This window comes from Flavobacterium selenitireducens, from assembly GCF_014748335.1.
Taxonomy (GTDB): domain Bacteria; phylum Bacteroidota; class Bacteroidia; order Flavobacteriales; family Flavobacteriaceae; genus Flavobacterium; species Flavobacterium selenitireducens.
Map to the genome: position 1 here is coordinate 98822 of NZ_JAAVIY010000006.1, position 24570 is coordinate 123391.

At 49.6% G+C, this 24570-nt stretch carries 25 protein-coding genes; 18 read left to right on the forward strand and 7 right to left on the reverse strand.

The features are described 5' to 3' along the window. Nucleotides 1-133 precede the first annotated feature (133 nt). Nucleotides 134-529: a bacillithiol system redox-active protein YtxJ gene (gene ytxJ, locus HC229_RS10730; protein WP_191020486.1), complete on the forward strand. Its 396-nt coding sequence runs from the start codon at nt 134-136 to the stop codon at nt 527-529. 59 nt (nt 530-588) lie between these two features. Here ytxJ and HC229_RS10735 read toward each other — a convergent pair whose 3' ends face one another. Continuing rightward, nucleotides 589-1767: a hypothetical protein gene (locus HC229_RS10735; protein WP_191020487.1), complete on the reverse strand. Its 1179-nt coding sequence runs from the start codon at nt 1765-1767 to the stop codon at nt 589-591. Nucleotides 1768-2258: 491 nt separating this feature from the next. Between HC229_RS10735 and HC229_RS10740 the strand changes: the two genes are divergently transcribed. Continuing rightward, on the forward strand, nt 2259-2630 hold the full coding sequence (locus HC229_RS10740; protein ID WP_191020488.1) for a hypothetical protein: 372 nt from the start codon (nt 2259-2261) through the stop codon (nt 2628-2630). A 73-nt stretch (nt 2631-2703) separates the two neighbouring features. Here HC229_RS10740 and HC229_RS10745 read toward each other — a convergent pair whose 3' ends face one another. From HC229_RS10745 to HC229_RS10760, 4 genes are all read right to left on the reverse strand, one after another. Then, a complete protein-coding gene (locus tag HC229_RS10745) occupies nt 2704-3543 on the reverse strand; it encodes an OmpA/MotB family protein (RefSeq protein ID WP_191020489.1) in 840 nt (279 codons plus the stop codon). Between the two features lie 78 nt (nt 3544-3621). Continuing rightward, a complete protein-coding gene (locus HC229_RS10750; RefSeq protein ID WP_191020490.1) occupies nt 3622-4614 on the reverse strand; it encodes a glycosyltransferase family 2 protein in 993 nt (330 codons plus the stop codon). Next, complete coding sequence (locus HC229_RS10755; RefSeq protein WP_191020491.1) at nt 4611-5663, reverse strand: hypothetical protein; 1053 nt, start codon at nt 5661-5663, stop codon at nt 4611-4613. Before HC229_RS10755 ends, HC229_RS10750 begins: the two co-directional genes overlap by 4 nt. Then, nucleotides 5660-6100: a type I restriction enzyme HsdR N-terminal domain-containing protein gene (locus tag HC229_RS10760; protein ID WP_191020492.1), complete on the reverse strand. Its 441-nt coding sequence runs from the start codon at nt 6098-6100 to the stop codon at nt 5660-5662. The genes HC229_RS10755 and HC229_RS10760 overlap by 4 nt, the downstream gene beginning before the upstream one ends. A gap of 306 nt (nt 6101-6406) precedes the next feature. Between HC229_RS10760 and HC229_RS10765 the strand changes: the two genes are divergently transcribed. The 13 genes from HC229_RS10765 to holA all read left to right on the forward strand — a co-directional run bounded on the left by HC229_RS10765 (nt 6407) and on the right by holA (nt 19587). Continuing rightward, the gene (locus HC229_RS10765) at nt 6407-9319 is read left to right on the forward strand and encodes a sensor histidine kinase (RefSeq protein WP_191020493.1); all 2913 of its coding nucleotides are present in this window, start codon (nt 6407-6409) and stop codon (nt 9317-9319) included. A 3-nt stretch (nt 9320-9322) separates the two neighbouring features. Next, nucleotides 9323-10063, forward strand: a complete 741-nt coding sequence (locus tag HC229_RS10770; protein WP_191020494.1) for a LytR/AlgR family response regulator transcription factor — start codon at nt 9323-9325, stop codon at nt 10061-10063. A 248-nt stretch (nt 10064-10311) separates the two neighbouring features. Next, nucleotides 10312-11184: an NHL repeat-containing protein gene (locus HC229_RS10775; protein WP_191020495.1), complete on the forward strand. Its 873-nt coding sequence runs from the start codon at nt 10312-10314 to the stop codon at nt 11182-11184. 73 nt (nt 11185-11257) lie between these two features. Beyond that, nucleotides 11258-11884, forward strand: a complete 627-nt coding sequence (locus HC229_RS10780; RefSeq protein WP_191020496.1) for a hypothetical protein — start codon at nt 11258-11260, stop codon at nt 11882-11884. A gap of 15 nt (nt 11885-11899) precedes the next feature. Further along, the gene (locus tag HC229_RS10785) at nt 11900-12568 is read left to right on the forward strand and encodes a hypothetical protein (protein ID WP_191020497.1); all 669 of its coding nucleotides are present in this window, start codon (nt 11900-11902) and stop codon (nt 12566-12568) included. Further along, on the forward strand, nt 12568-13866 hold the full coding sequence (locus HC229_RS10790) for a T9SS type A sorting domain-containing protein (RefSeq protein WP_191020498.1): 1299 nt from the start codon (nt 12568-12570) through the stop codon (nt 13864-13866). Before HC229_RS10785 ends, HC229_RS10790 begins: the two co-directional genes overlap by 1 nt. A 97-nt stretch (nt 13867-13963) precedes the next feature. Then, nucleotides 13964-14599 carry a hypothetical protein gene (locus HC229_RS10795; RefSeq protein WP_191020499.1) on the forward strand — a complete coding sequence of 212 codons (636 nt, stop codon included), beginning with the start codon at nt 13964-13966 and terminating at the stop codon, nt 14597-14599. A 114-nt stretch (nt 14600-14713) separates the two neighbouring features. Further along, nucleotides 14714-15340, forward strand: a complete 627-nt coding sequence (locus tag HC229_RS10800; protein WP_191020500.1) for a hypothetical protein — start codon at nt 14714-14716, stop codon at nt 15338-15340. A 20-nt stretch (nt 15341-15360) separates the two neighbouring features. Continuing rightward, nucleotides 15361-16005 carry a hypothetical protein gene (locus HC229_RS10805; protein WP_191020501.1) on the forward strand — a complete coding sequence of 215 codons (645 nt, stop codon included), beginning with the start codon at nt 15361-15363 and terminating at the stop codon, nt 16003-16005. Nucleotides 16006-16053: 48 nt separating this feature from the next. Further along, entirely contained in the window at nt 16054-16683 is a 630-nt protein-coding gene (locus HC229_RS10810; RefSeq protein WP_191020502.1) for a hypothetical protein, read from the forward strand. 31 nt (nt 16684-16714) lie between these two features. Next, nucleotides 16715-17389, forward strand: a complete 675-nt coding sequence (locus tag HC229_RS10815) for a hypothetical protein (RefSeq protein ID WP_191020503.1) — start codon at nt 16715-16717, stop codon at nt 17387-17389. A 412-nt stretch (nt 17390-17801) separates the two neighbouring features. Then, nucleotides 17802-18437 carry a hypothetical protein gene (locus HC229_RS10820; RefSeq protein WP_191020504.1) on the forward strand — a complete coding sequence of 212 codons (636 nt, stop codon included), beginning with the start codon at nt 17802-17804 and terminating at the stop codon, nt 18435-18437. Nucleotides 18438-18591: 154 nt separating this feature from the next. Beyond that, entirely contained in the window at nt 18592-19587 is a 996-nt protein-coding gene (gene holA / locus HC229_RS10825; RefSeq protein ID WP_191020505.1) for a DNA polymerase III subunit delta, read from the forward strand. An 8-nt stretch (nt 19588-19595) separates the two neighbouring features. Here holA and HC229_RS10830 read toward each other — a convergent pair whose 3' ends face one another. Beyond that, complete coding sequence (locus tag HC229_RS10830) at nt 19596-19793, reverse strand: DUF3185 family protein (protein ID WP_191020506.1); 198 nt, start codon at nt 19791-19793, stop codon at nt 19596-19598. A gap of 108 nt (nt 19794-19901) precedes the next feature. Here HC229_RS10830 and HC229_RS10835 point away from each other — a divergent pair, with 108 nt between their 5' ends. From HC229_RS10835 to HC229_RS10845, 3 genes are read left to right on the forward strand one after another with little or no spacing between them, the layout of a single operon-like run. Beyond that, complete coding sequence (locus HC229_RS10835; RefSeq protein WP_223845585.1) at nt 19902-20123, forward strand: hypothetical protein; 222 nt, start codon at nt 19902-19904, stop codon at nt 20121-20123. 45 nt (nt 20124-20168) lie between these two features. Beyond that, nucleotides 20169-23330: a PAS domain-containing protein gene (locus tag HC229_RS10840; RefSeq protein WP_191020507.1), complete on the forward strand. Its 3162-nt coding sequence runs from the start codon at nt 20169-20171 to the stop codon at nt 23328-23330. 1 nt (nt 23331) lies between these two features. Continuing rightward, nucleotides 23332-23703 carry an iron chaperone gene (locus HC229_RS10845; protein WP_191020508.1) on the forward strand — a complete coding sequence of 124 codons (372 nt, stop codon included), beginning with the start codon at nt 23332-23334 and terminating at the stop codon, nt 23701-23703. On the opposite strand, the gene HC229_RS10850 is transcribed toward HC229_RS10845, so the two are convergent. Then, a complete protein-coding gene (locus tag HC229_RS10850) occupies nt 23704-24480 on the reverse strand; it encodes a hypothetical protein (RefSeq protein WP_191020509.1) in 777 nt (258 codons plus the stop codon). Nucleotides 24481-24570: the final 90 nt, after the last annotated feature.

A 24570-nucleotide genomic window follows, 5' to 3' on the forward strand; every position in this document is an offset into this window, starting at 1 on the left:
GGGTTGTCGTGTTGAAAATGGTTATTTTTACTTCGGACGTCGGATAGTCAAAACACATTCCGATGCAAATTTTCTGACAAAAATTCAGTAGAGTGTGCATTTTAAATGCCATTCTGACCTAAATCAAGACAAAATGAGCCTTTTCAATTCTCTTTTCGGAGGTGATTCTCCCAATAAAGATAACAACCAATCCACATTCGGTTGGAACGATTTAACAGATTTAAAGCAGTTGGACGAGATCGTTTCGGAATCTGCCGAGCGCCCCGTGATCATCTTCAAGCACAGCACCCGTTGCGGCATTTCGCGTATGGCGATAAAAGGATTTGAAAAGGAATACGACATCGCGCCGGACCGAGCCAAACCTTATTATCTCGACCTGCTCAATCATCGGGAGATATCGAGCGCGATAGCAGATAAGTTCGGCGTCTATCACGAATCACCGCAACTGCTGCTGATCAAGGACGGAAAGGCAGTTTACCACGAATCCCATGGCAGTATTTCCGCGGCTGCGTTGACCGGCAAGATCTAGATCACAAAATTAGATCGAGAGGCCGTCCCAGGCGCAGACGCGATGGATGTCGCTCCGCTTTAGGATCGGATCTTATTGCGAACGATAACGTTTTTCAACTTTCCTTTGAGATCTTCCCCTGTATCAAAGACCATTTGTTCGTTCGTCGGGAACGGCAACGGCCGCTGATTGAACATCGGCAGGTAATCATTCCCGATGGCCCGCTTGTCGCCACGGTAAGTCGCGTAAACATTCTGGAAGATGAATTCGCTTGAAATAGGGAAGGTCTGCAAAAGTTGGTTGTTCCCAAAATCGATGTAATCGACCTTGGCCGAAACCTGGGCCGCCTTATACTGCGTAAATTCGCGCACCCGGCATTTGACGATCTTGAAAACGTCTTCATAAACCTGGCGGCCTAAGCTATCGAGCACGGGATAACGGCCGCGCATCTTCTTTTTGCGCCCCACCTTGATTTCCTTTTCCTTCACGAATTCGCGCTCGCGCACCTGCTCGGGCGATATGTTGATTTGGCGGAAATGCAGCACGACTCCAAAATCATACTTGAAATTAGGCTGTTTGTTGCTGTGGTAAACCGTCCATTGATCGTTGAGCCCGTAAGTGCTGAAATCGAGCAGGTCGGTTTCCAGGCGTTTCGGGATGATCACATTCGACTCGTTTTTAGCCAACACGTTCACATAGTCCGAACCTTTTTCCTTGGCCGACCGCATCAAATCCGGGACGTCCTTAAAATTGGGCGCGATCTGGTTGAGGTAGTTCAGGTCGTCATAAGCGCGCCGGTAGCTCATTTTGTCTTTGGTAGCCAACAATGCCTTCGTGTTGTCATACAGGTATTTGGCCAATGCGTTCTTGCTGCTCACGATCTCGTCGGAATAATCGCGAAACTCAAATTTTGCTTCCGATTTTTCCGTCATTTTGCGCAACGGCAGCAACGGCCGCACTTTCTCCTGCCGGTTGTTGAGTTGCACGTAAGTATTGAAGATGCTTTCGAGATTTCTCGGGCTCGCATCTTTCATCATCGCGTCGATTTCGCGCAGGTCGCGTTCCACAGCTTTTGCATACGCTTCCTCAAGCATGTAGACAAAATCCTGGTTGCCCTTTTTCTCTTTGTTGTTGCGCAAGGCGTAAACCGCATTGTCTATGGCGCTGTCGTAATCGCCCGATGCGACCATTTCCCGTGTCTGTTTCATCGCGCAAGACGAAATCAGGATGAAAGCCAATAAAAGTGTAAAGTTCCTCATGAGTTTGGTTTGGAGCCGTAAAAGTAAAAAAACCGTCTTACCCAAGACGAATCGATGCGCAAATTGGTTGCATGATAAGGCGCCTTTTCCGGCTGTCCGCTTCCAGCTTTTTCCAGGTCCGCTATTTCGCAGCTTTTGCGAAGCGCTTCCTCTGGTCGCGTCCGCCAAAGCGCAAAATCACGCGGCCTTGTTCAAAAGGCTGACCGCTTCCATCCGGGGCGGGGCCGCCTGGTAAAACTACCTGGAATTGCAAGTTCGATCAGGATTCGCCACAACAATCTACTGATTCCAAAAGTGTCACGGTTGAGATTCGGTATTGTCGCCACGCGTCTCTCACGAAACCGTCGAATCGGACGGCTAAAAGATTTTTGATTTAGCTCGTGAGCCCGCAAATAAAGCCGATCGGTCTAAGGCTTCCGAACTATCGTAGCATCTGTGATATCCGCACAATTTTAAGAGAATGTATTGCGTTTCAACAAAAATACATCCCTATGCAAACGAACCCTCTTTTTCGGCTTACTACGCAGCACGACCTGACCAAAGTAATCGGTTCCTGTTATTTCATTGTGTTGGCCTTGGCGAATGCGCTTGGCATGTTGCTCAACGGAAGATTTGGCCTGTTCGATTTTTTGCTGCTCGTTGCCGTGGCCATGCCGTTGGCGATCAACCGTCATTGGTTTTACCAGTTTTTCGGTTTTACGAACGTTTTGCTGTGGCTCGTCATCTTGTTGGTGATCGTCGCAAACATACGCGTCATGGAAACGGTAGATTTTCTCATCGGTTCCGGCCTTGCGCTGTCGGCAATCGCGTTCGGGTTGTTGCTTATCTACGCAGGGCTATATCCCAAATCCCAAAACGGATAAGCTTCGGCAACGTCCGAAAACAAAAAACCGCCCCGGGAATTCGGGACGGTTTGTATTTTGAAGGATTTTGGAATCAACCTTTGGTCATATTCTTCATTTCCTTTTCGATCATATCGTAGAACTGGTCGATCTTAGGCATGATCACAATCCTGGTACGGCGATTTGTCGCGCGGTTATCCGCAGAGTTGTTGTCTACAAGCGGAATGTATTCGCTACGTCCGGCGGCGATCAATTGTTTTGCAGGAACGCCAAGATCTTTCGTCAACACGCGAATGATCGAAGTCGAACGCTTCACGCTGAGATCCCAGTTGTCGAGCAGGACACCGTTCGAAATGTAAGGAACATTGTCCGTGTGGCCTTCCACCATGCACTCGAAATCCGGCTTGCTGTTGATTACCTTGGCCACTTTAGCCAATACGGCTTTGGCTCCATCGCTCACGTTATAACTGCCTGACTTGAAGAGCAATTTATCCGAAATCGAAATGAAAACGACTCCTTTTTCCACATTCACCTGAATGTCCGGATCGTTGATGCCCACTTCGCGCTTAAGGCTCGTAACCAATGCCAGGGTGACACTGTCTTTACGAGTCAACGCATCTTGCAAACGCGTGATCTTCAAATCCTTTTCTTTCATGCTCTCAAGCGATTTCTCGAGATTCTCGGCACCTTTGGACGAAAGCGTGGTGATGTTGCCCATGTTGTTGATGAGATCAGAGTTGTTCTTTTTAAGGAACTCGATCTGGGAACTCATCGACTCTTTCTCAGAAAGGCATGTGTTGAGTTTTACGGTTGCCGTGTTGAGCAAATCCTGAATCTCTTTATTCTTGGCTTCGCACTCAGCCAGTTTTTTCTTGGTACCGCAAGAAGTCATCAGGACACCGACGACGGATAATGCGAGGAGGGCTTTTTTCATAAGATTTCTATTTTTTGACTTTTTACAAATTTAGCCCTTTAACATTTTTGCCCGCTTCCAATCGGGCATAAACTATTGTTAAAATAACTCGGAATAGCGCTTTTTGCCCTCGATGAAATACGCGTAAATGACGTTTTTTAACTTAAAATAATTAGCTTTCGGCAGTGATTGTCGCTTCAGGTAATTTATCCTCAACATTTTATAAAATCCGAAATGCGCTTTCGCAACCGCCCAGCAATGTGCGGGCTTACCCTGTAAAAGGAAACGTATCCCGGCAACACCGTCGAGGCAAAGCCGGATAAAAATCGTGGTTGCCAGTTTGTGCTGCGGTAGGTTTTTGAGTAACATCGCCAACGAATTCCTGAAGTTGAGCTCGGTCTTTCTCGGGCTTCCTTCGTTGAGCGTGGCGCCTCCGACATGGAACACCGTCGAGGCCGCGACATATTTGGTTACGTGTCCGGCGTTAAATGCCCGCCAGCACAAATCGATTTCTTCCTGATGGGCGAAAAAATCGGCATCGAAGCCGCCAAGTTCGTCAAACACCGCCTTGCGGATGAAAAAACAGGCGCCCGAAGCCCACAATATCGTGCAATCGTCGTCGTATTGTCCCTGGTCTTGCTCCAAGGTATCGAACAAACGCCCACGACAAAACGGATACCCGTAACTATCGATAAACCCGCCGGCCGCTCCCGCATATTCAAAATATCCTTTCCGTTTGAAATCCCGTATCTTAGGCTGCAGGATTGCCGTTTGCGGTTCGTTCCTGAAAACGGAAAGGATAGGGGAAAGCCAGTTTTCGGTTACTTCTATATCCGAATTCACCAAAGCGTAGACATCGGCGTCGACGCTTTTCAGCGCCTCGTTGTAGCCGCCCGCGTAGCCAAGGTTCACTTTATTTGTTACGATCTTGACATTTGGAAAGGCAGATTGCACGAACGCTATCGAATCGTCGGTAGAGGCGTTGTCGGCGAGCCAGATTTCGGCTCCCTCGGAATGTCGGACCACCGACGGCAGAAATTGTTCGAGCAACGCTTTCCCGTTCCAGTTGAGGATGACGATCGCGATTTTCATGGTTTGTACAGGTGTAATTCGGTTTTGGCCTTTTTCGCGTCGGACATATGGCGTGTGAGCGAATCCTTTAGCGATGCATAAACCCTTTCTTGTGGATAAATCATTATTTTTTTCGCGTGCCCCGCCCATTCCGAAAGTTGTATATAATGTCTGCCTTCGAAGTGGCGAACGAATGGCCTGGCCGCTTCGGGCACGGTTTGGGAAGTTGCTTCGTCAGGAAAATAGACGGTGGCATATTCCGGTTTTCCGGACATGATGCTGAAAGACGGAAAATGATCGTAATATCCGAATAAATTCAGCACCGGAAGCAGCCAGACCACTAAGGTAAGAAATGCTGCTTTTTTATCGAACGAGGCCACGACATGGGTGTCCGATGCAAAAATCACCAATAGGAGCGTCAGGATCATCACCAAATTGAGCGGGATTACGTTGACGCCTCCGTGTTCGCGAACCAGTGTCGCAATGATCAGCAAATGCATCAGCACCAGCGTTGCCGCACCGATTTTCCTCAGGCGCAAATGCAACAGCATCAGCCCGGCGAGCGCTTCGATGGCGGGAACGGCATACGTAAAGGCGACACGGGCAAAAGCGGGCGCGAACGGAATGCGTTTGTCCATACCGAGCAGCCACTTTTCAAGGAAATAAGAATTGAATTTATGGACGCCGCTCCAAAAATAAATCCCGGAAAACAAGAGGATAAGCAACAAAGCACGTCGTTTTGGGAACGCGTGGCAACACAAGATCAGCACGAAAATGTAGTACGTGGGCTGCAGGCGATTGATGTCCGCCTGGACCAATATCGCAAAAGCGGCAAGCATCGGCAGCAAAACCCATCGATTGGCGGTAATCCCGAATACGAACGCACAGGCCAGCATCATATAGACACAAGCGTTCCCAACGTCATCTGAAACAACTCCGAATTTCTCGAAAGCCGGTATCATCGGGAAGCTGGAATTGGCGAACCATAACGCACGCGAGATAAAAATGGTAGACAACAGGCTCAGGACGGCTATCCATCTGCCAAGGTCGCATCGTAGTTTTTCGGTCATCTCGCTGGGATTTCTTTGAGAAAAATATACTTTTTTGCGTCGTAGTCCATTTTGCAAAAATAATGTGCCAGGCCGTTGGTCACCATCAGGTATTGCGCCTTCATCTCAAGGTTGTAACGCGCGATCTGGTCGAAGACGTTTTGGGTAATGGGGACTTCCGGAGCTTTGCATTCCACGAGCAGGAAAATGGAGCCGTCGGGATTGAATACCACGGCGTCGTATCGTTTGGAAAGCCCGTTGACTTTGAGCACCTTTTCTACATTGACGAGCGATCCCGGATATTTTTTGTCGCGCAACAAATATTGTACGACATGTTGGCGTACCCATTCCTCGGGCGTAAGGACAACGAACTTTTTACGCGTGTCGCAAAAGATGTGCACCCGTTCCTGAGTGTTCCTGAAGCGGAAGGCGTAAGCATTGAAGTTGAGGGCAAGCATCGCACAAAGAAACGAAATTGACGCGATATCGCGAAACCGGTCGTGTCGCTAAAAATACCTATCGCTGGTTATTGTGGCATTGAAGCCATACCGTTATTTTTCCGCCGCGTCAGTAATTGTGTGGTATCTTTTGCCGTCGCGAACAGCTCCCTGGTTCGCCGGGGAGTTTTGGTTTGTTCCCCATTGGATTGCCCGAAACCGCAATTGGTATATTTAATTCGTATTTTTAAGCGGAACAGTATTAGGTTTACGGCTCTCGGAATTCCCATGAACGGTCCAGTCACAAAGTATTTTATAAAGGCGGTTATGCTGGTTTGGCTCTGGTCTGCAGATGCCCAACGGGTTTGGCACGACGAGTCGGTGCGTTCCTATCAGGGACTTCCTTCGGACATCGTGCTCCGCACCCAAACCGATTCCAAAGGATTTTTGTACGTGGCCACTTCCAACGGGCTTTCGCGTTATGACGGTTACCGCTTTGTGAAAAATCCGAAGATCAAAGGCGGCATTACCGAACTATATGCAAAAGAGGACGCGGTATATTTTCACAATTCGGCATTCGGGTTGGCGCGTACCGTTGATATCTACGCGTCTCCGGTAAGCATCCGAAAGAACAATTACCAGGACGAAAGCCCGGACAACGATCATTTCGACAATCTTTTCATCGACAGCCGCGGCCGGATCTGGTGCAGCGATTTCTCCAACATCAAATACTTCGACAGCCAAAGCAGACGCTTCTTCCACTTTCCGCTTGACGGCGGTAAGCGAACAGAGGGGCGAAGCATACAGTTTTTCGAACCCGAAAAAGGAACGGTTTGGGCATTGACTTCGTCCGGGATTTTCATTTGGCGGGAGCAATCGGGAAAGTTGCAACGGCATCCTGATCCGAAACTGGGGCGTTTGAGCTGCCGGGCGGTACTGCCGATTTCAAAATCGCGCATACTTGTCTCCGGTCCGGATCGGGCGGTTCGCGAGATCGATCCCCAAACCAATTCGCTGAAAACCGTTTGTGCGACCGAGGAAGCCATTGTCGGAATCGTCAAACTTCCGGGGCGCGACCCAATCCTTTATTCGCGCGACAAGGTGTACAGTTTGATTTCGCGCCAGCCGGTCGTCATTTACACCGCCCAAAAAAGCCAGATCAACCACGTCCTGGCCGATCAGGTCTCGGGAATTTTGTGGTTGTCCACCAACAAAGGTTTGGTCAAATTGACGCCCGTCGATGCCGTTTCAAATTTCAAGCTTCCGACATCGGACATGGCCAACCGCGTCATCACCTCGATTGCGCGCGACCATCAAAAAACCTTGTGGCTTACCGACAACAGAGGTGTTTTGTGGTCACACGACACTTCCGGTAACTGGGATTCGCACAACCTTGGTCAGGCAAGCGCCACCGCGGTTTTTGCATATGGCAATACAACATTTTGCTGCTCGGACAAAGGCGTCTTTAGGATCAATCGTGGAAGAATCGAAAAGCTTTCATTGGGAATCGACGCTGTTCCGGCAAAAAAGATCTTGCTTACGTCAAAGTCGGAATTGTGGCTGTTGAACGCCTCGGGCCCCGTGATGCGATTTCGTTACCCATCGCTCGAGCCCATGCCTTCGCTTGCCAACGCAGCGGAGTTTTGGTCAGAAAATACATGGAATGACATTTTTGAGGACGACAAAGGAGGAATATGGCTCGGCGGATGGGCGCCCAAGGCTTACGGGATAGACATTTTCCAACCTGAAAAGAATTGTTTTACCGAAGTTTCCACGATGGCTTTCAACCGAAACTGGGACAAGTTCTTCGGGGATTATGTCAACCGCATTTCCCAAAATTCGGACGGTAATCTATTGTTTTCCGGCTATGGCGGATTTTGCATCGTGGGCCGGGACGGCAATGTGTTACAAAAAATCGACGTCAATTCGTATCCTATTTCGGACGGCCACATTGAAGGGATCGCCCCCGACGGAAACGGCAACATCGTCTTCGCAACCGGCGACGGGCTGCACCTTTACAACCAGAAGCGCGACGAGGTCCTGCGGCTCTCCCAGCTCAACGGTTTGCCGTCAGACGATCTCATCTATGGGTTTCTCAAAAGCCCCGACGGGAAGTTTGTGCTCGGCACTGAAAATGGATATACCGTCCTCGACCTCAAAAAAATGCTCGAGCCTGCAAATGGGCGCGTTTTGCGGCTAAGCGGCGTGATCGTCGACGGGAAAATGCGCGAGAAGATTTCCGGCGCCATCGAATTATCCAAAGACGAAAGTGACGTGACGATCGCGTTTTCAGACCTGTCGTATTCCGACCGCAACAAAGTGTTTTACCGCTACCGTTTCGCCGACGAAAAACGCTGGAACGATCTTGGGAATTCTCCCGAAATCATCCTCAATCACATCTCGCCCGGGACCTACGAACTGGAAATCGAGAGGCGAAACGCCTGGGGAAAATGGGAAAGCGACGGTTTGGAAATCGTGTTGATCGCCCATCCGCCGTTTTATCGTTCCCCGGTGTTTTACGTGTTTTGCTTTTTGCTCGTGCTGTTGTCGATCACGGCGATTTATTCTTACCTGTTGCGCCGACAGCGCCGGGAAGCGGCCTACCGCCAAAAAATCAGGGAAGCTGAAATGACGACGCTGCGCACCCAAATGAACCCGCATTTCATGTTCAACACGCTCAATTCGATCAACAGTTATATCATACAAAACCAGACCGAAGCCGCCAGCGATTACCTCACGACGTTCTCCAAGTTGATGCGCAACATTCTCGAATATTCCAAAGAGGAGCTGATCCCGCTGGAGAACGAGCTACAGGCGCTCAAATTTTATATGGAGCTGGAATCGATGCGGCTCGAGCAGTCTTTCGATTATACGATCAAAGTCGACAAGCGGCTCAAGAACGACCCTTTGGTCAAGATTCCGCCGTTGGTCATCCAGCCGTTTGTCGAAAACGCGATTTGGCACGGATTGCTGCACAAAGCCGAGGCAGGAAGCTTGTTGGTAGCAGCCGAAATCGTGGACGAAGATTTTTACCGCATCCGGATCGAGGACGACGGCATCGGACGCGAAATGGCCGGAAAACTAAAAAAACAACAGACGAACCACAAATCGTATGGGATGGACATTACCAAACAGCGACTGTTGATGCTGCATCCTGAAAATTCCATAGAAATAATCGATCTCAAAGACACATCGGGCAATCCGAAAGGAACCGCCGTTTTACTAACGATAAAAATGTAAGCCATGATAAAAGTAATCTTGATTGACGACGAGAAGCACGCCATTGTGACGCTTCAGCACATGATAGAAAAATTTGCCGACGTCGAGGTCCTGGCCACGACCCAAAAAAGTACCGAAGCGAAGGAACTCATCGAAAAACACAAGCCCGACCTGGTTTTCCTCGATATCGAAATGCCGTTCCTGAACGGTTTCGAAGTGCTGGAACAGTTTGCCGAAATTCCCTGTAAAGTGGTTTTCACGACGGCTTACAACCAATATGCGATAAAGGCCCTGCGCATGAACGCCTTGGACTACCTGATGAAGCCTATCGACAAGGACGAATTGCGGGAGGCGCTCGACAAATATGTCAATAACGAATTGATCACGACGTCCGAACAAGTCCAGCAGGTAAGCCAGTTCTCGTCCGGAAAGATTCCGGATACGTTGGCGCTTTCGACCCAGGAAGGGTTGCACTTCGTCAAGGTGGACGACATCATGTACCTCGAAGCCAGCGGATGCTACACGTATATTTTCATGCACGACAATACCAAACACCTCGTGAGTAAGAACCTTGCGATTTTCGAGGACGTGTTAAAGGAAAATCCGTTGTTTTTCAGGCCGCACAAATCGCATGTGGCCAATTTGAAATTCATCCGCAATTATATTCGAGGGGAAGGAGGAGAGCTCATCATGGCCAACGGGTCGAGCATTACCTTGAGCCGCAACAAGAAGCAGGAGTTCCTGGGGCTTTTCCACAAGGTTTGATTTTGGGTTTTTTTACAGATTTTCGACAACCGGACTTCTGCCCCGACCGCTATCTTTCGATGGGAGAGGGTGAGGGCCTATCATTTCGAGCCCGAAGAAAAAAGCCGTAAAAATTAGGTATCGCGACGGGAAAACCCGGTCCAAATATAATCCGATCGCATTTCGTTTAGCAAATAAGACCGTTCGTATAAAGTGATGCGACCGGTCTTTTTTTTGCCTTTAATATTGCTTCAACAAAACCGAAAACCATGAAAAAAATACTTCTTTGTCTTGCGGCCGCTTTGAGCCTGATCTCGTGTTCGGGAGACGACGCTGCCGGATGTGACGCTGCGAATGCCTCCGAAAAAGCAGCGACGCCATTCGCCAACGGCTGTGGAATGGCCGTTTCCAGAACGGGCCGTATCGCCATTACTGTCTATAACGGTGGCTACGGTCAGGCAGGTACGGTGCAGGTTTTCAAGAATCTCGCGGCCTTGAAAGCGAACGATCCGCAGACCACATTGATGGTGACGGCCCCCGAAGCCGTTGCATTCGATTCCGATGAGAATCTTTATGTAGCCGAAACCGAAGCGGTAGCCGGAGTCAAGGTGTACCAATCGAACGACTATTATTTCATCCTGAACCGGACCATACAGGTCGGATTCGTAAATCCTCGCGGATTGGCCGTCGACAGCCAGGATCGATTGTATGTATGCGACGACGGGAACGGTCGCGTGGTGCGGTTCAACAATCCGCTGGAAAGCAACGATTTCGTAGAACTCGACGGAATGGGCGCGGGCGTAAAAGGAATTGCGATAAACAAGGACAAGCTCTACGTGACCAATTATAACCTGAACCGCGTCACCCAGCTTGAGATTGGCCCGGGAGCGGAAATGGCCGCAGTCGTGACAGGCGAGGCCGAGATAGAGAAAGCGACCGACGTGACCACAAAAGGAAACAAGGTCGTCGTGACTTCGTTCGATTCCGGTAAAATGACGGTGCTTTCCAACTGCGATTTCTCGGATGAAATAAAAAAAGAATTCTCCTTCGGCGGATGCTTCGGAACGGCTTTTCTCAGCGGCGGAAAACTGCTCGGGGCGTTTTATGCGGAAGACGCCGTCAAGGAAATCTCGGTAAACTGATTGGAAAGGCTCCATTCAACTCGAAAATCATCCGCAACAGAAAAATGACAACACGATCCATAAACTACAACACATGAAAAAAATCCTTATCGTAGCATTGGCCCTTCTTGCGATGCCGGCCATTGCCCAAAAGAAAAAAGACCAGAAAGCCAAAGCTGCCAAGACCGACGCGTCAAACTTTTACGGAACGCCTTATGCTTCGCGCAACATTGGCAGTTTCGACAAATCGACGCATCTCGTGAGCCTGACGTATGGTTTTCCGAATACGCTCGATTACGACGGCTATGTTCTCAATGACGACAACAAAATGGGGATCGGGCCGGTAAACCTTCGATACGAATTTGCCGTGCGGGACGAAGTCAGCGTCGGGATTGCCGTTGGAGGCGCGACCAAAAAGTGGGATTACGCCGATGAAACCGCGAGAATCACGGGAGTTTCGGTATCTCCGTTAGGGTTCTACCACTTCAACAAACTCATTCCGGTAAAGCAACTTGACGTCTTCGCGGGAGTAGGTGCGAATGTCAATTACATCATGTACCGCTACACGGACGATCTTATCGAGGACGACAATGAAGTTGAAGTATATCCAACGGCACTCGTCGGGGCGCGCTACTACTTTACCGACAATTTCAGCGGGATTCTCGAGGTAGGTGGCAGTTCCTTTTCGATCGTGAAGATTGGCGCGAGTTTCAGGTTGTAATTCAATTCGGGAATCATGAAAAACATAATTGGACTACTCGCATTGATATTGCTGTTCTCTTGCTCGGACGAAAAATCGGGAGACTCGGCAAAATTTCGCCCTGTTTCCGTAGATTTAGACGAAGGCCAAGGTCAGATACTGATCACCTACGACGACGAAGATCGCGTCAAATCGATAGAAGAACCAGGAAGCACAAAGTATATTTTCAGCTATGAGGCAAACAAGGTGAGCAGGATCGTCAAGGTCGGAGGCGACCGCCCCGGTTATTACAACTTTTACTATGAAGGCAATAAGATTACGCATTACACATTTGAAGGCGACACATTTCCGACGATCTATGACGAACCTCAAAATATTCTCAGCAACGGCGTGAATCTCTATCCGAACGGCGAAATCAAAAACTGCGTGAGCCCACAGGGTCAAATCATTACCTTGACGTATGATACGTCGAATAAAGGAGCAATGTATCGCGCCAATCACGTTATTTTGCCTATGTTGCTCATCGAACGCGACGCCAGTTTTTTCGCCTTTCACCTTACCAAACACCAGTTGGCCGGTTATGGACTCGACGGCGACACGTTTGACGTCGGGCATGACCTGGATCAGTACGATTTTCCGCAACAGTCCCATTTTCAATATGATGGCGGCACTTTTTCTACGTTTTACCAATATGAACCTTTTTGATGATGAAAACGATACTTACCTCCATTTTGTTTGTCGGAAGCCTGGCTTTTGCCCAGCAAACCACGCTTGAAGTCAACGGCAAAATCCTCACGACGGTTTCGGGACAGGAACTTACCCTTCGCGGACTCAATTACCCTATCATCGACGACGGCACCATCTCTCTTGCCAACGCCACACAATACCAGCACAAGATCGATCAGGCGGCGCTCACAGGGGCGAACGCAATCCGGATCCCGTGGTATACGAACGGCACGCATTGGCGCGATGTCCAGACGGCCGGCACGATCTCCGGTTATGTGAACAACGGGCATCTGAGCAACGTCTTGGCGTATTGCCACACCAAAGGCATGATTCCGATATTGGAAATACACAATGCGACCTGCTCGAACGACTGGAACTATTTCAACAATACGGTCATGCCGTTCTGGACCAATCCGACGATATTGAGCCTGATCGAGACGCATAAGCAATACCTGGTCATCAACCTCGCCAACGAGTTCGGCTACGTCAGGTGGGCCGGAAACCAAGCCGCAGCGATGACGACGTTCACGACGAATTACAACGCCGCGATAGCGAACCTGCGCAATTTGGGTGTTGCCGTGCCAATCATGGTCGACGCTCCCGATTGCGGACAATCTTCAACGGAATTGTTGGCCGTTGCCGAAGCCATGGTCAACGCCGACCCTGGCCACAACCTGATCTTTTCGTCCCACGCCTATTGGTTCGGCTATGCGAATTCCGCGGCCCTGGTCGAACAGAAACTCAACGAAGCTGACAATACGGAGGTGTGTTTTATTTTGGGTGAAGTTGCCAACACACAGGACGGTGATGCTTGCGGAAGCATTTCGCTGGCCACTTTGTATCCGACGATCCTGACCGAGGCCTGCGAGCGCAACATAGGATGGCTTGCCTGGACGTTCGACCAGGATTGTTCGGCTCCTCGCGAGATGACCACGAACGGGGAATTCAACACGCTTACGGCTTGGGGAAATGATCTGGTGTACAACACCGGATACGGTTTGCTTTCGGATTCGCCTTGCGCGGCTGCCCAGTTGTCGGTCGACAAAGCGGTAAAAAATCGCCTGGCGCTATTTCCCAATCCCGCAACGTCAAGTTTCGGGTTTTCGGATGCGGAAAACATCGTGTCGGCTGAAATTTTCGATTTGTCGGGACGTTTGGTACGCGAGGTTACGTCGGGTTTTGAATCCATTGCGATATCCGATATGCAATCGGGGAATTACATCGTTAAAATTGCAACAGGCAATAGCACACGGACGTTCCGTCTGATAAAAATCTGAGGCACACTTCATTTACCGTTTCCTGCAGTTGGTTTGACCGCGCTTCTCCATGACAGACACAGGGCGTATCATTGTACGACAATCCAAATGAAACGTCATGAAACGATTTGCATTTTTACTTATAGCGTGTATCGCTGCCTCTTCGTGTTCCGGAGATGACTCGGGAAGCACGGCCAAAAAGCCGTCGGCGATTGAAATTTTCAGGGACGGGAATTCCGTAAACCGCAGCTTCACGTACGATTCAAAAAACCGGCTCAAGACGCTCACATTGAACAATGTGGGGAGCACGTTGGAATACGACAGCAAAAATCGCGTCACGAGGATAAGGAACAGCGACAATACCGGCTTTGACTTTTTTTACGAGTCCGGAAAGCTGCATCACGTCATCCCGACGCACGAGCCCGAAACTTCGTTGCCCGTTGCGTACCAGGACAACGAAAGGTTCGTGTTCGATGAGCGTACGTTCGAGACAACTGATGCGGGCGATCTCGCATTTTTCAACGGGCTGGTTTTCGAATATTCCAACGACAAAGGCCCGTTTGCCGGAGTCCGTCACCTGGATCGCGTGGCGCTTTATCTCATTGACTACGACGCTCATTTCTACGCGAGCCGATATAAGATAAACGAAGTGGCCCTCGGCGGATCGACCTACCCGTTCACACACGTTTTCTCCAATCAGGGACTGTTCCAGTCTACGACGTTCCAGATGGTTTCCATAGGTTATTATTGGTAAGGCGAATCCGTATACCGCAATTGGTATATCGTTTCCCGCAGTTGGCTTAACGCGGTTCGTAATCGTGCCAAAACCAGCGTATTCTTGTACGTGCAACCAACAATTCCGTTTACAATGAAAAAACTTGCTTTTTTATTTTTGGCCTGCCTTGCCCTTGTTTCCTGCGGGGACGATGATTCCGGATCCGGAAGCGGCCCAAAACCCACGTTGCTTACCCTGACTGATGGCGGCGCTACCGAAACGCGCACCTTTACCTACGACTCCAAAAACCGGATTTCGACTATGGCCAAGCCAGGAGTGACCTACACGTTCACCTATGACGAAAACGGAAAACTCCATCGCATGGCCAACGCGAACGGCCACTACGAATTTCATTATGCGGCCAATAATCTCGTGAGTGTTTCAAATTCCGAGGGACAGGACTGGGATGTGAACCAAAATGGCGACAATTATGAGCTTGACGGCTTTACATATTCGCTTAACGATGCCGGCGATTTCACTGCGCTATCTGACGTTGCGATTACCTATGGATCAGGACGCGGCATTTTCGCCAATGTGAGAGCCATGAACCCGCTGGCGATGTTTCTCGCCGACCAGATCAGTTTTCTCTACATGTCCAAAGTGCGGCCACAGGAGATTTTAAATCCGGACAGTCATCCGTATATGGTTGGATCCGAGGAAAACGGAATGCCGACACTTGTAAACGCGCTCGATATCGAAATAGCCGTGCAATACGATTGATTATTAAATACCAGAATACCATGAAAAAAATCATCTGTTTTGCAGCGATTGCGTTAACTTTTTTCGGATGCGCCGACGACGACACGGCAGCAACCGCTTCGGAACCCAAACCTATTTCGGTGACGACCCATATCGAGAATGGCCTGAGCCAGACGCGAAGCTTCACTTATGATGCAAAAGGCAGGCTGGCGACGCTTTCCAAGTCCGGAGAGACCGTGACGTTTTCTTATGATGAAAATAATTTGGTCAGGCGCGTCAAATCGTCGTCAAAAAATTATTACCTGAACTATGACGCCAACGGCAAATTCACGGAGTTCTTCAACGCCACCGATAATGAGGTCGTGGAATTCTACCATCAGGGTGACAATAATTATCTCACCGATGGTATTTTTCTCGCCTTCCATACAAACGGCGACTGGCGCGTATTCGACTATCGCGATTTTACCTATTCGGAAGGCAAAGGCCCGTTTGCCAACGTAAAACATCTCAACATGCTGGCTGTGACATTGGCCGATGAAGGCGCCCTGCGATATTGCGCGATAAAACGCAGGCAAACCTTTGCGATGGACGGCGTTTCGATCGCCTACGAATGCGCAGAGGCTCCTGCTGATTTGCCGACGTCGGAAAGGCTGGGCGAAACCAGGTATTCTTACCAATACGAATAGCGGCCAATACTGTCAGCCTAATTTAATTCCACGAAACCCAAACATCCAATGAAAAAACTAATTCTGATTTTTACTTTCGCCACACTCCTCGCTTCGTGTGCAGATGATGATTCCAAAGCTGGATCGAAGGCCAAGCCCATCACCGTGATTATCGGCGGCAACACTCCGGTCACATTTGCCTATGACGACAAGGATCGGCTGCAATCGATCACGCAGGACGGTACGGTCACGACCATTACCTATAACGCCAAAAACCTTGCGGAACGCATTACCACCGGTGACAATTACTATGAGTTCACCTATAACAACAGCGGAAAATTCCTGAGTTATAAGGATCAGGCAGGCAACGTCTCTCAGATGCTGTACATTTCCGATAATCAATACACCATTAACGGGATCCCTCTAAATCTCGACCCTGACAACGAAGTCTTGAAATATTCCTACGCCAGCTTCGAATACAACAACTTAAAAGGCGCTTTTGCGAACGTAAAACACCTGAACGGGTTTGTCCTGGCCATCGCCAATTCATCCGCTATGTATTACGGTTCCAGAAAACGGCGCAACAGTCTTTCCAATGTAGGAGGAACGTCGGCCTATACGTATGTCGAAGGCGACAACGGGCTTCCGGCTTCGCAAACTTTACAAGGCACTACCACAGTATTCCAGTATTCGGAATGATCTACGTTTCATTTAAAAAATGAAAAATCAAATGAAAAAACTATTTCTTATCGCAACTTTCGGGCTGCTTGCCGCTTCTTGTGGCGATGACGATTCAGGAGCATCCGGAAAAGTCCCGACGCAAATCGTGATGACGGGAGACGATCCCCAATTCAACAATGTCTACACCTTCGCCTACGAAAACCGGCGTCTGAAGCAAATCACGCGCACCGGCGCCCAGGATGTGACCTATGTGTTGAACTACGGCAACTCCAAAAAGCCGCAATCCGTTGCGGTCACGGGAGATCTGGAAGCAACCGTGCTGTTTACCTATGACGACCGGAACCGTTTGATCCGATCGGTAGTTGGCGGCAATTCTATCGACATACTGTATCTCGAAGGCAATGCGTTTGTGATAAGCAATGTTACTGAGGGAAGCCTGACCGACGATGGCGACCTGGGCACGCTCGGCGTTACGCAATTTACGTACGAAAACTCTAAAAAAGGTGCGTTTGCCAACGTAAAAGGAGCCGATGCGCTGATGTTGGCCGTCATCGAAACCAACATGCCGTATTACGCATCCAAAAAGCCGGTAACGGGCGTGATCAATACGGAAGACGAGGACCTCTCGAGACATGTGGCCCAAACTTATGACGACGACGGTTATCCCATTGTGTCCGAAATTTCCGGCAACGCCGAATTCACGATGTCCTTCACTTACGACTAAAGCGCATTGGGTTGGTTCCTATTGTGGCTCCGGCATCCCGAACGGTTTCGAAGCCCGCATTTCGATCAGTCGCCTCCGCAGTTCGTTTATTGGCGTATCGAATCAAACAGCGGCTTATTTAGCTTTGAAAAAACAAACGGCATGCGCAGCCTTCGACTGATTTACATTTCCGATTATCGCGCCCATTGGGCACAAACAGCCAAGAATTATAGCCTACGCGATCATTGATGGCGCAGGCAAAGCCCTGATAGCGTGGTGGCAAGTCAGGGCTTTTTTACAACAAAATCAGGGACGATGGCGTCGTTCGTATAGTAATTCCGTCGTTCGTATATTGTTCCTCCATCACGAGCATCATTCAATTAAATTTGCAAACCATTAATCAAAAGGGTTACGCCCTTTAAAACAATTCAACATGAAAAAACTGGTATTTTTACTTATGACGAGCCTCGCACTGATCTCTTGTGGGGACGATGATTCCAATTCGGGCTCCGGCCTTAAACCTGCTACGGTTACAATTTCCGGAGGCGGAACTCCTACGATCTATACGTTGTCTTACGATTCCAAAAACCGCATCCAGAGCGTGAATGAAGGCGGAAACAATTCGGTATTTTCTTATACTGAAGACAACAAAGTTGACAGGATTACCACAGGAGCTGATTATATCCAATTCACTTATGCCGCTAACGGAAATCTTGTTTCCGTCATAACCGATGACGGACAGGATTACAATGTGAGCCAAACCGGAGACGACACTTTTGATTTCGGCGGAACTCCGATAACTCTCAACAACGCCGGTGACTGGGCGTCAGTTGGCACGGTGAGTCTCACGTACTCGTCTGCAAAAGGATCGTTCGCAAACGTAAAGCACCTTGACAACATCGCGCTTCAATTTGTCATGTCGTCCTCTTATTTCTATGCGCACAAAAAACGCGTTACGTCCGTGGCATCAGGCGGAACGGATATTCCAATCGTTTCAGCACAAGGCGAAAAAGGCCTTCCGGCATCTTACACGATCGAATCCTCGATTGTCAGCTTTACCTACAACTGATAGTACCTGGAAAAACAGGTATCGACAAGACCGCATTTTAAAGTTGGGGTTAGTTTTTTAAAGAGAACTCCGGATGGGAACGTCCGGAGTTTTTGGTTTTAAAAACCTCGAATGCAGCGTTCGTTTTAAAACGGAATATGCCTATTTTTGGCCTATGGAAGAAGCCGTAAAAATCGTCAACGACATCAAGGCCGGGAAGATCGCACCGTTGTATTTCCTGATGGGAGAAGAGCCGTATTACATCGACAGGATTTCGGATTATATCGAAGACAACGTGCTCTCCGAAGACGAAAAAGGGTTCAACCAGACCGTTTTATACGGTCGCGATGTCTCGATCGAAGATATCGTGTCATCGGCAAAGCGTTACCCGATGATGGCCGAAAGGCAGGTGCTGATCGTAAAGGAGGCCCAGGATCTTGCCAAGACGATCGAGCGTTTCGATTCCTATGCCGAAAATCCGACGCCGACGACCGTCATGGTGATGTGTTACAAGTACAAAACCATCGACAAGCGCAAGTCGGTTTATAAAAACCTGAAGAAAAACGCGGTCGTTTTTGAAAGCAGCAAACTCAAGGACTACCAGATTCCTTCCTGGATCGAGCGCGTCCTCAAAGGCAAAGGCTACGGCATCGAACCCAAGGCATCGGCCATGCTGTCGGAATTTTTGGGCACAGATCTCGGAAAAATTTCGAACGAGCTCGACAAACTCGCCATCATCCTTCCGAAAGGCACGACGATCAACACCAAGCACATCGAGGACAACATCGGGTTCAGCAAAGACTTTAACGTGTTCGAACTTCGCAAGGCAATAGGCGAGGGCAACAAACTCAAGGCATTCCAGATCGCGCGGTATTTCGCGGACAATCCCAGAGACAACCCGATGGTCGTGACCACAAGCCTGGTGTTTCAGTTTTTCTCCCAGCTTTTGCAATACCATGGGCTCAAAGACAAAAAGACCGCGGCCACGGCACTTAAGATCAATCCGTATTTCGTAAAAGATTATGAGGCGGCGGCCCGCAATTATCCGATGCGGAAAGTCAGCAACATCGTAAACGTGTTGCGCGAGGTCGACGTAAAAAGCAAAGGTGTAGGCGCCAGTTTAGGAACCGACGACCTGCTCAAGGAAATGCTCGTTCGTATTTTTGACTGACTCCCCGATTATTTTCGAATCGCGATAACGCCTCCGCCAATGGCAAGAGCCGCGCCGAGCAATGCCGTGAACATGCCGGTCGTATCTTCTTTCCCGAAAAAGTCCTTGATCTCGGATTCGGTGGAATTCATGTGGTTGACGCCATAAATGATAAGTCCGATACCGACGAACAACACGATCAGTCCAATTACTTTTGAAGTTTTCATAATGTTAGGGTTTTTTCAAAGATGCGCAAACCGACTCAGTAATAACTTATAAGGATTCGAGATATGTTTGTAAGATTCCGGATGGCCGCGAGCCGTAACTTCCCGATTGTGAAACGCTATAATGCAAACAACCGAAATTCAGGTGTCGTGGCTTACGAATTTGGGCCCGATTACATACGGTTGTTATTCCGCGACAGCGCTGAGGTCTATACTTACAGCCATCGTTCGGCAGGTAAATCCAATGTCGAGCAAATGAAACGGCTCGCGGCCGAAGGTCACGGACTGACCACATTCGTGACACGCAACGTACGCCATCTTTTCGAACGATAGCAGACCATAAATTAGTACATTTAACCCAGATTAAAGGCCGATTAATTGAATCCTGACCCAATAGATTACCGACGCGTTTTCAACTCCATGCCCGGAGCGAGTGGCCTGTTGCTGCCCAATGCCCCAGAATTTACTATCGTGGCCTCGACACAGGAATTCGCCGAGTTTGCCGGAGCGGATCGGCAGGAGCTCATAGGAAGCAGCCTGTTCCAATTTTTTCCGGACAATCCCGATGCGCCGATTGCCTCTTCGGACATTCGCGAATCGCTTGCCAAATGCCTGGAGACCAAGCGCAAGAACGAACTGCCGGTCCAGCGATACGACCTTGTGCTGGCCGATGGCGCGTTCCACGAAATGTATTGGACCGTCATCCACACGCCTATACTCGACGAGGACGGAAACGTCAGGTTCATCATCCACACGGCGGTAAACAAAAGCGATGCGATCCTGGCCCAAAAGCAGGACGAGACGCTAAAGACGATCGCACCAGCCTACAATTTGTTCAAGCAGTCGAACATGGCCATCCATATTTTTATGGGAGAGGACATGAGGGTAACCTTTGCCAACGACCGCACGCTTGAATTCTGGAAGCGGGACGAATCGGTAATTGGAAAACCATTGCTCGAGATATTCCCGGAACTTGCCGAACAGGATTACCCGAATGTGATACGCAGCGTCCGCGAAACCGGGATCACCAAAATCTACAACGACAAACCGGCGGTGCTCTCGCTCGACGGCGTCGACACGACGGTTTATGTAGACGTGATCTTCCAGGCGTTTTATGAAGAACCGGGGAAAAAACCCGTTGGCGTCGTGGCTATGGTAGCCGATGTGACCCAGGCCCACAACAGTAAACTCGAACTTGCCGAAAAAGAACGCACGCTGGAGCTCGCCGTCGAAATTGGCGACCTCGGTGTGTTCAACATCAATCCTCAAACCAAGGAAATCAATTATTCGCCTCAGATAATGGAGTGGTTCGGCGTTGACCGATCCAACCTTTCACTGGCGGATCTGCTCAAAAAAATCCATCCCGAAGACGTTCCCATAGTTGGCGAAACCTTGAGACAGGTCGTCAGCGACAACAACCCGAGGCACGACATTACGTTCCGGGTGCCCGATATTGCGACAGGTAAAGTACGGTATCTGCGTTCCATCGGCCAACTCCAGATCGAGGAAGGGAATGCCGTTGCGCTTTCCGGCATCATCCAGGACGTTTCGAATATTATCCGGTCGCGCCACGAGATCGAACAGAGCGAGCAGCGTCTCAGAAGCGTGATAGCGGCCGCACCGTTTCCCATAGGCATCTACATCGGCCGCGAAATGCGCGTTGCAGTGGCCAACAAAGCCTTGACGGATGTTTGGGGAAAAGGCCCCGACGTCGTCGGAAAAACGTATTACGAATGCCTCCCGGAACTTGCCGACACCGGCGTGTACGAAAACCTGGACGCGGTTTACATGAGCGGGAAGCCTTACGACGCTTACAACCAATTGGTGCAACTTGTCGTAAACGGCCAACTTCAGTCTTTTTATTTTAATTACAGTTTCACGCCTTTGTTCGACGCACAGGAAAACGTCTATGGCGTGCTCAACACGGCTGCGGACGTCACCGATCTCTTCCTGGCTAAAGCCGAAGTGGAACAGAGCGAGGACCGTTACCGGACGCTGATCGAAAAATCATCTGTTGCAGCAGCTTTGTACTTGGGGCGCGACCTGAAAATCCAATACGCAAATGGTCTAATGCTCGATTATTGGGGAAAAGACGCCTCCGCAATCGGGAAAGTGCTCGAAGAGGCGGTTCCCGAACTCCAGGACCAGCCTTTCATTGGATTTCTAAGGGAGGTTTTCGACTCCGGAAAGGAATATTCCGGGGAACAGGAAGTTGCCGTCCTCGATGTAGGCAACGGGCCCGAGGAATTTTATTTCAATTACACTTACAAACCGTTGCGCGACGCCGACGGTACGATCTACGGCATCCACCACATGGCGATCGACGTGACTACCGTGGTCGTGAGCCAGAAGCGCGTAGAGGAAAGCGAGCGCAATTTCCGGAACATGATCCTGCAGGCACCGGTAGCCATTTGCATTTTGCGCGGTCCTGACCATGTTTTTGACAATGTCAATCATATGATGGAAGAATTGACGGGCCGTAAAGCCTCGGAAATGGAAGGAAAATCTATTTTTGAAGGTCTTCCCGAAATCGCCGGAAACGGTCTTGAGCCGATCCTCAACGACGTTTACCACAACAAGGTGTCGTTTCTCAGCGACGAGCAGGAATTCCAACTGCTCCACGATGGGAAGCTCGAGCCCTCGTTCATCCGATATATTTACGAACCCATGCTCGACACCATGGGCAATACCGAAGGCATCATGGTCGTCGCCTCGGACGTGACCCACCAGGTTCGCGCCCGCCGCAAGATCGAGGAAATCGTTGCCCAGCGCACCCAGGAGCTCGAACTGGCCAACCAGGCGTTGCAAAAGTCGAATGCGGAACTCGAACAGTTTGCCTACATCGCTTCCCACGATTTGCAGGAACCGTTGCGCAAGATCAGCCTGTTTACCCAAATGCTCGAAAGCAGTCTTGGCGAACTCAACGACAGGGCGCGTTTCCAGATGGATCGCATCAACAATTCCGTTGGTCGGATGACGGCGCTGATACGCGACATATTAGGGTTTTCCCAACTCTCGCGCAGCCACGATCCCTTTGTCAGGACGGACCTGAACGGCGTTTTTGAGGAAGCTATGGCCGATTTTGACATCATCCTTCAGGAAAAATCCGGTCAGGTGATCAACAATGGGCTTTGCACGCTTGAGGCCATTCCGTTGCAGATGACCCAGCTGTTTCACAACCTGATTTCCAATTCGCTGAAATATTCAAGAGCCGATGTCCCGCCTGTCATAACGATTTCGACAGCTATGGCCGACGTTGCTGAAATCGCCCGCCACAAGCTGCCGGAGAACGATTCGGGTTATTGCAAGTTGTCGTTTCGCGACAATGGCATCGGTTTCCGTCAGGAGTATGCCGAGCGGATCTTCCAGATATTTCAACGCCTCCACGGCAAAACGCAATTCGAGGGAACGGGCATCGGATTGGCGATGTGCAAAAAGATAGCCGAGAATCACAAAGGCATTATTTACGCGGTAGGGCACGAAGGGGAAGGGGCAGAATTTGTCGTATTGCTTCCTATCGAACAACCTGAAATCCATTGAAATGCAGGCTAAAGCCAACAACGTCGACGACTATATCGCCCGGTTTCCACCGGCTGTTCGTAAGCGACTCGACGACATACGGGCCACGATCAAAGCGATCGTCCCTCAGGCCGAAGAACGCATCAGCTATGGAATGCCAGGCTACTACCTCAATGGGCAACTCGTCTTTTTCGCCGCGTTTGCCAAGCACATAGGGTTTTATGCGCTACCTCAGGGCAACGAGGCTTTCCGCTCGGAGATCGCACGCTACAAAACCGGTAAGGGATCGATACAGTTTCCTTTAGACGAGGCGCTTCCGCTTGCACTTATCAGCAATATCGTTTCGATGCGCGTCTCGGAAAATCTCGCCAAAACGCCTCCGAAAAAAAAGTGATCAATTCCTGAAATCCCTTTCGGACAGACCGATGTCGGCTATTTTAGCGTCATTCTGGTCAAAATATTCAAACCGGATCACCGCGACGCCGAATTTCTTGAACGTGCCAAACACATTGCGGACGTTCGGGTCGAGCAAAAGGCTTTCTTTAAGTAACGCCCTGTCGGATTCGTTGGTAAGCATCGACTTGAGCGCATCGGTAACTTTTATCGTGTAAACCAATTCGTTTTTGGAGTTGACGTCGATTCGTTCAACGCTTGTACCTTCCTCTTCATTAACTACGGGCAGGCTTCTGTTGAGCATTTGCAGGCTTGTTTTGAGCTGTGGAGGCAGTCCTGATTCGGTGGCCACGTCTTCCGATCCTCTTTGTTGACCTTTCTGCTCAAGGGCTTTTAGTTTGGCATGCGTCACATGAACAGAATCGATGAAGGTGCCGTTGGCTTCTTTGAACACGAGGTTGAATATGACGCCTTCCTCCAACAAAGCCTGTCCTCCCGGCGTTTGCTCGATCAAATTGCCGAAAACACTGGTGCCAAAAAGGCTCAACGCTTCTTTTTGCTCGGTGGGGACGTTGCTTTCAACCCTCATTTCAATATCGATTTTGCGTTTGCCTGTGATTTTGGCGCTCATCGATTTGAGCATTTTGTTTTGGATCGTCTTTCCCGCATCGTTGTAATGGGCCACGATGTCTTGCATACGGGCGTCGGTATCTTTGCAGGCAATTACAAACAGGCACATCAAAAATGTACCGATAATGCGTTTGAGCGTGATCATCATTGAGATTTTCGCGCAAAATACGCAACTCGGCCTGCGGGACAAAAAAATATAGGGATTTTATCCGGGTGGGCGCGAATAATCCGTTTGTCG

Bases quoted from the DNA above. Each gene is read 5' to 3' on its own strand.
- HC229_RS10740 (WP_191020488.1), top strand. From the start codon at position 2,259: ATGCAAACGAACCCTCTTTTTCGGCTTACTACGCAGCACGACCTGACC.
- HC229_RS10820 (WP_191020504.1), top strand. From the start codon at position 17,802: ATGAAAAAACTGGTATTTTTACTTATGACGAGCCTCGCACTGATCTCT.
- HC229_RS10800 (WP_191020500.1), top strand. From the start codon at position 14,714: ATGAAAAAACTTGCTTTTTTATTTTTGGCCTGCCTTGCCCTTGTTTCC.
- HC229_RS10845 (WP_191020508.1), top strand. From the start codon at position 23,332: ATGCAGGCTAAAGCCAACAACGTCGACGACTATATCGCCCGGTTTCCA.
- HC229_RS10810 (WP_191020502.1), top strand. From the start codon at position 16,054: ATGAAAAAACTAATTCTGATTTTTACTTTCGCCACACTCCTCGCTTCG.
- HC229_RS10790 (WP_191020498.1), top strand. From the start codon at position 12,568: ATGATGAAAACGATACTTACCTCCATTTTGTTTGTCGGAAGCCTGGCT.
- HC229_RS10850 (WP_191020509.1), bottom strand. From the start codon at position 24,480: ATGATGATCACGCTCAAACGCATTATCGGTACATTTTTGATGTGCCTG.
- HC229_RS10815 (WP_191020503.1), top strand. From the start codon at position 16,715: ATGAAAAAACTATTTCTTATCGCAACTTTCGGGCTGCTTGCCGCTTCT.
- HC229_RS10775 (WP_191020495.1), top strand. From the start codon at position 10,312: ATGAAAAAAATACTTCTTTGTCTTGCGGCCGCTTTGAGCCTGATCTCG.
- HC229_RS10830 (WP_191020506.1), bottom strand. From the start codon at position 19,793: ATGAAAACTTCAAAAGTAATTGGACTGATCGTGTTGTTCGTCGGTATC.
- HC229_RS10785 (WP_191020497.1), top strand. From the start codon at position 11,900: ATGAAAAACATAATTGGACTACTCGCATTGATATTGCTGTTCTCTTGC.
- HC229_RS10795 (WP_191020499.1), top strand. From the start codon at position 13,964: ATGAAACGATTTGCATTTTTACTTATAGCGTGTATCGCTGCCTCTTCG.
- HC229_RS10765 (WP_191020493.1), top strand. From the start codon at position 6,407: ATGCTGGTTTGGCTCTGGTCTGCAGATGCCCAACGGGTTTGGCACGAC.
- HC229_RS10750 (WP_191020490.1), bottom strand. From the start codon at position 4,614: ATGAAAATCGCGATCGTCATCCTCAACTGGAACGGGAAAGCGTTGCTC.
- ytxJ (WP_191020486.1), top strand. From the start codon at position 134: ATGAGCCTTTTCAATTCTCTTTTCGGAGGTGATTCTCCCAATAAAGAT.
- HC229_RS10745 (WP_191020489.1), bottom strand. From the start codon at position 3,543: ATGAAAAAAGCCCTCCTCGCATTATCCGTCGTCGGTGTCCTGATGACT.
- holA (WP_191020505.1), top strand. From the start codon at position 18,592: ATGGAAGAAGCCGTAAAAATCGTCAACGACATCAAGGCCGGGAAGATC.
- HC229_RS10735 (WP_191020487.1), bottom strand. From the start codon at position 1,767: ATGAGGAACTTTACACTTTTATTGGCTTTCATCCTGATTTCGTCTTGC.
- HC229_RS10755 (WP_191020491.1), bottom strand. From the start codon at position 5,663: ATGACCGAAAAACTACGATGCGACCTTGGCAGATGGATAGCCGTCCTG.
- HC229_RS10780 (WP_191020496.1), top strand. From the start codon at position 11,258: ATGAAAAAAATCCTTATCGTAGCATTGGCCCTTCTTGCGATGCCGGCC.
- HC229_RS10760 (WP_191020492.1), bottom strand. From the start codon at position 6,100: ATGCTTGCCCTCAACTTCAATGCTTACGCCTTCCGCTTCAGGAACACT.
- HC229_RS10805 (WP_191020501.1), top strand. From the start codon at position 15,361: ATGAAAAAAATCATCTGTTTTGCAGCGATTGCGTTAACTTTTTTCGGA.
- HC229_RS10770 (WP_191020494.1), top strand. From the start codon at position 9,323: ATGATAAAAGTAATCTTGATTGACGACGAGAAGCACGCCATTGTGACG.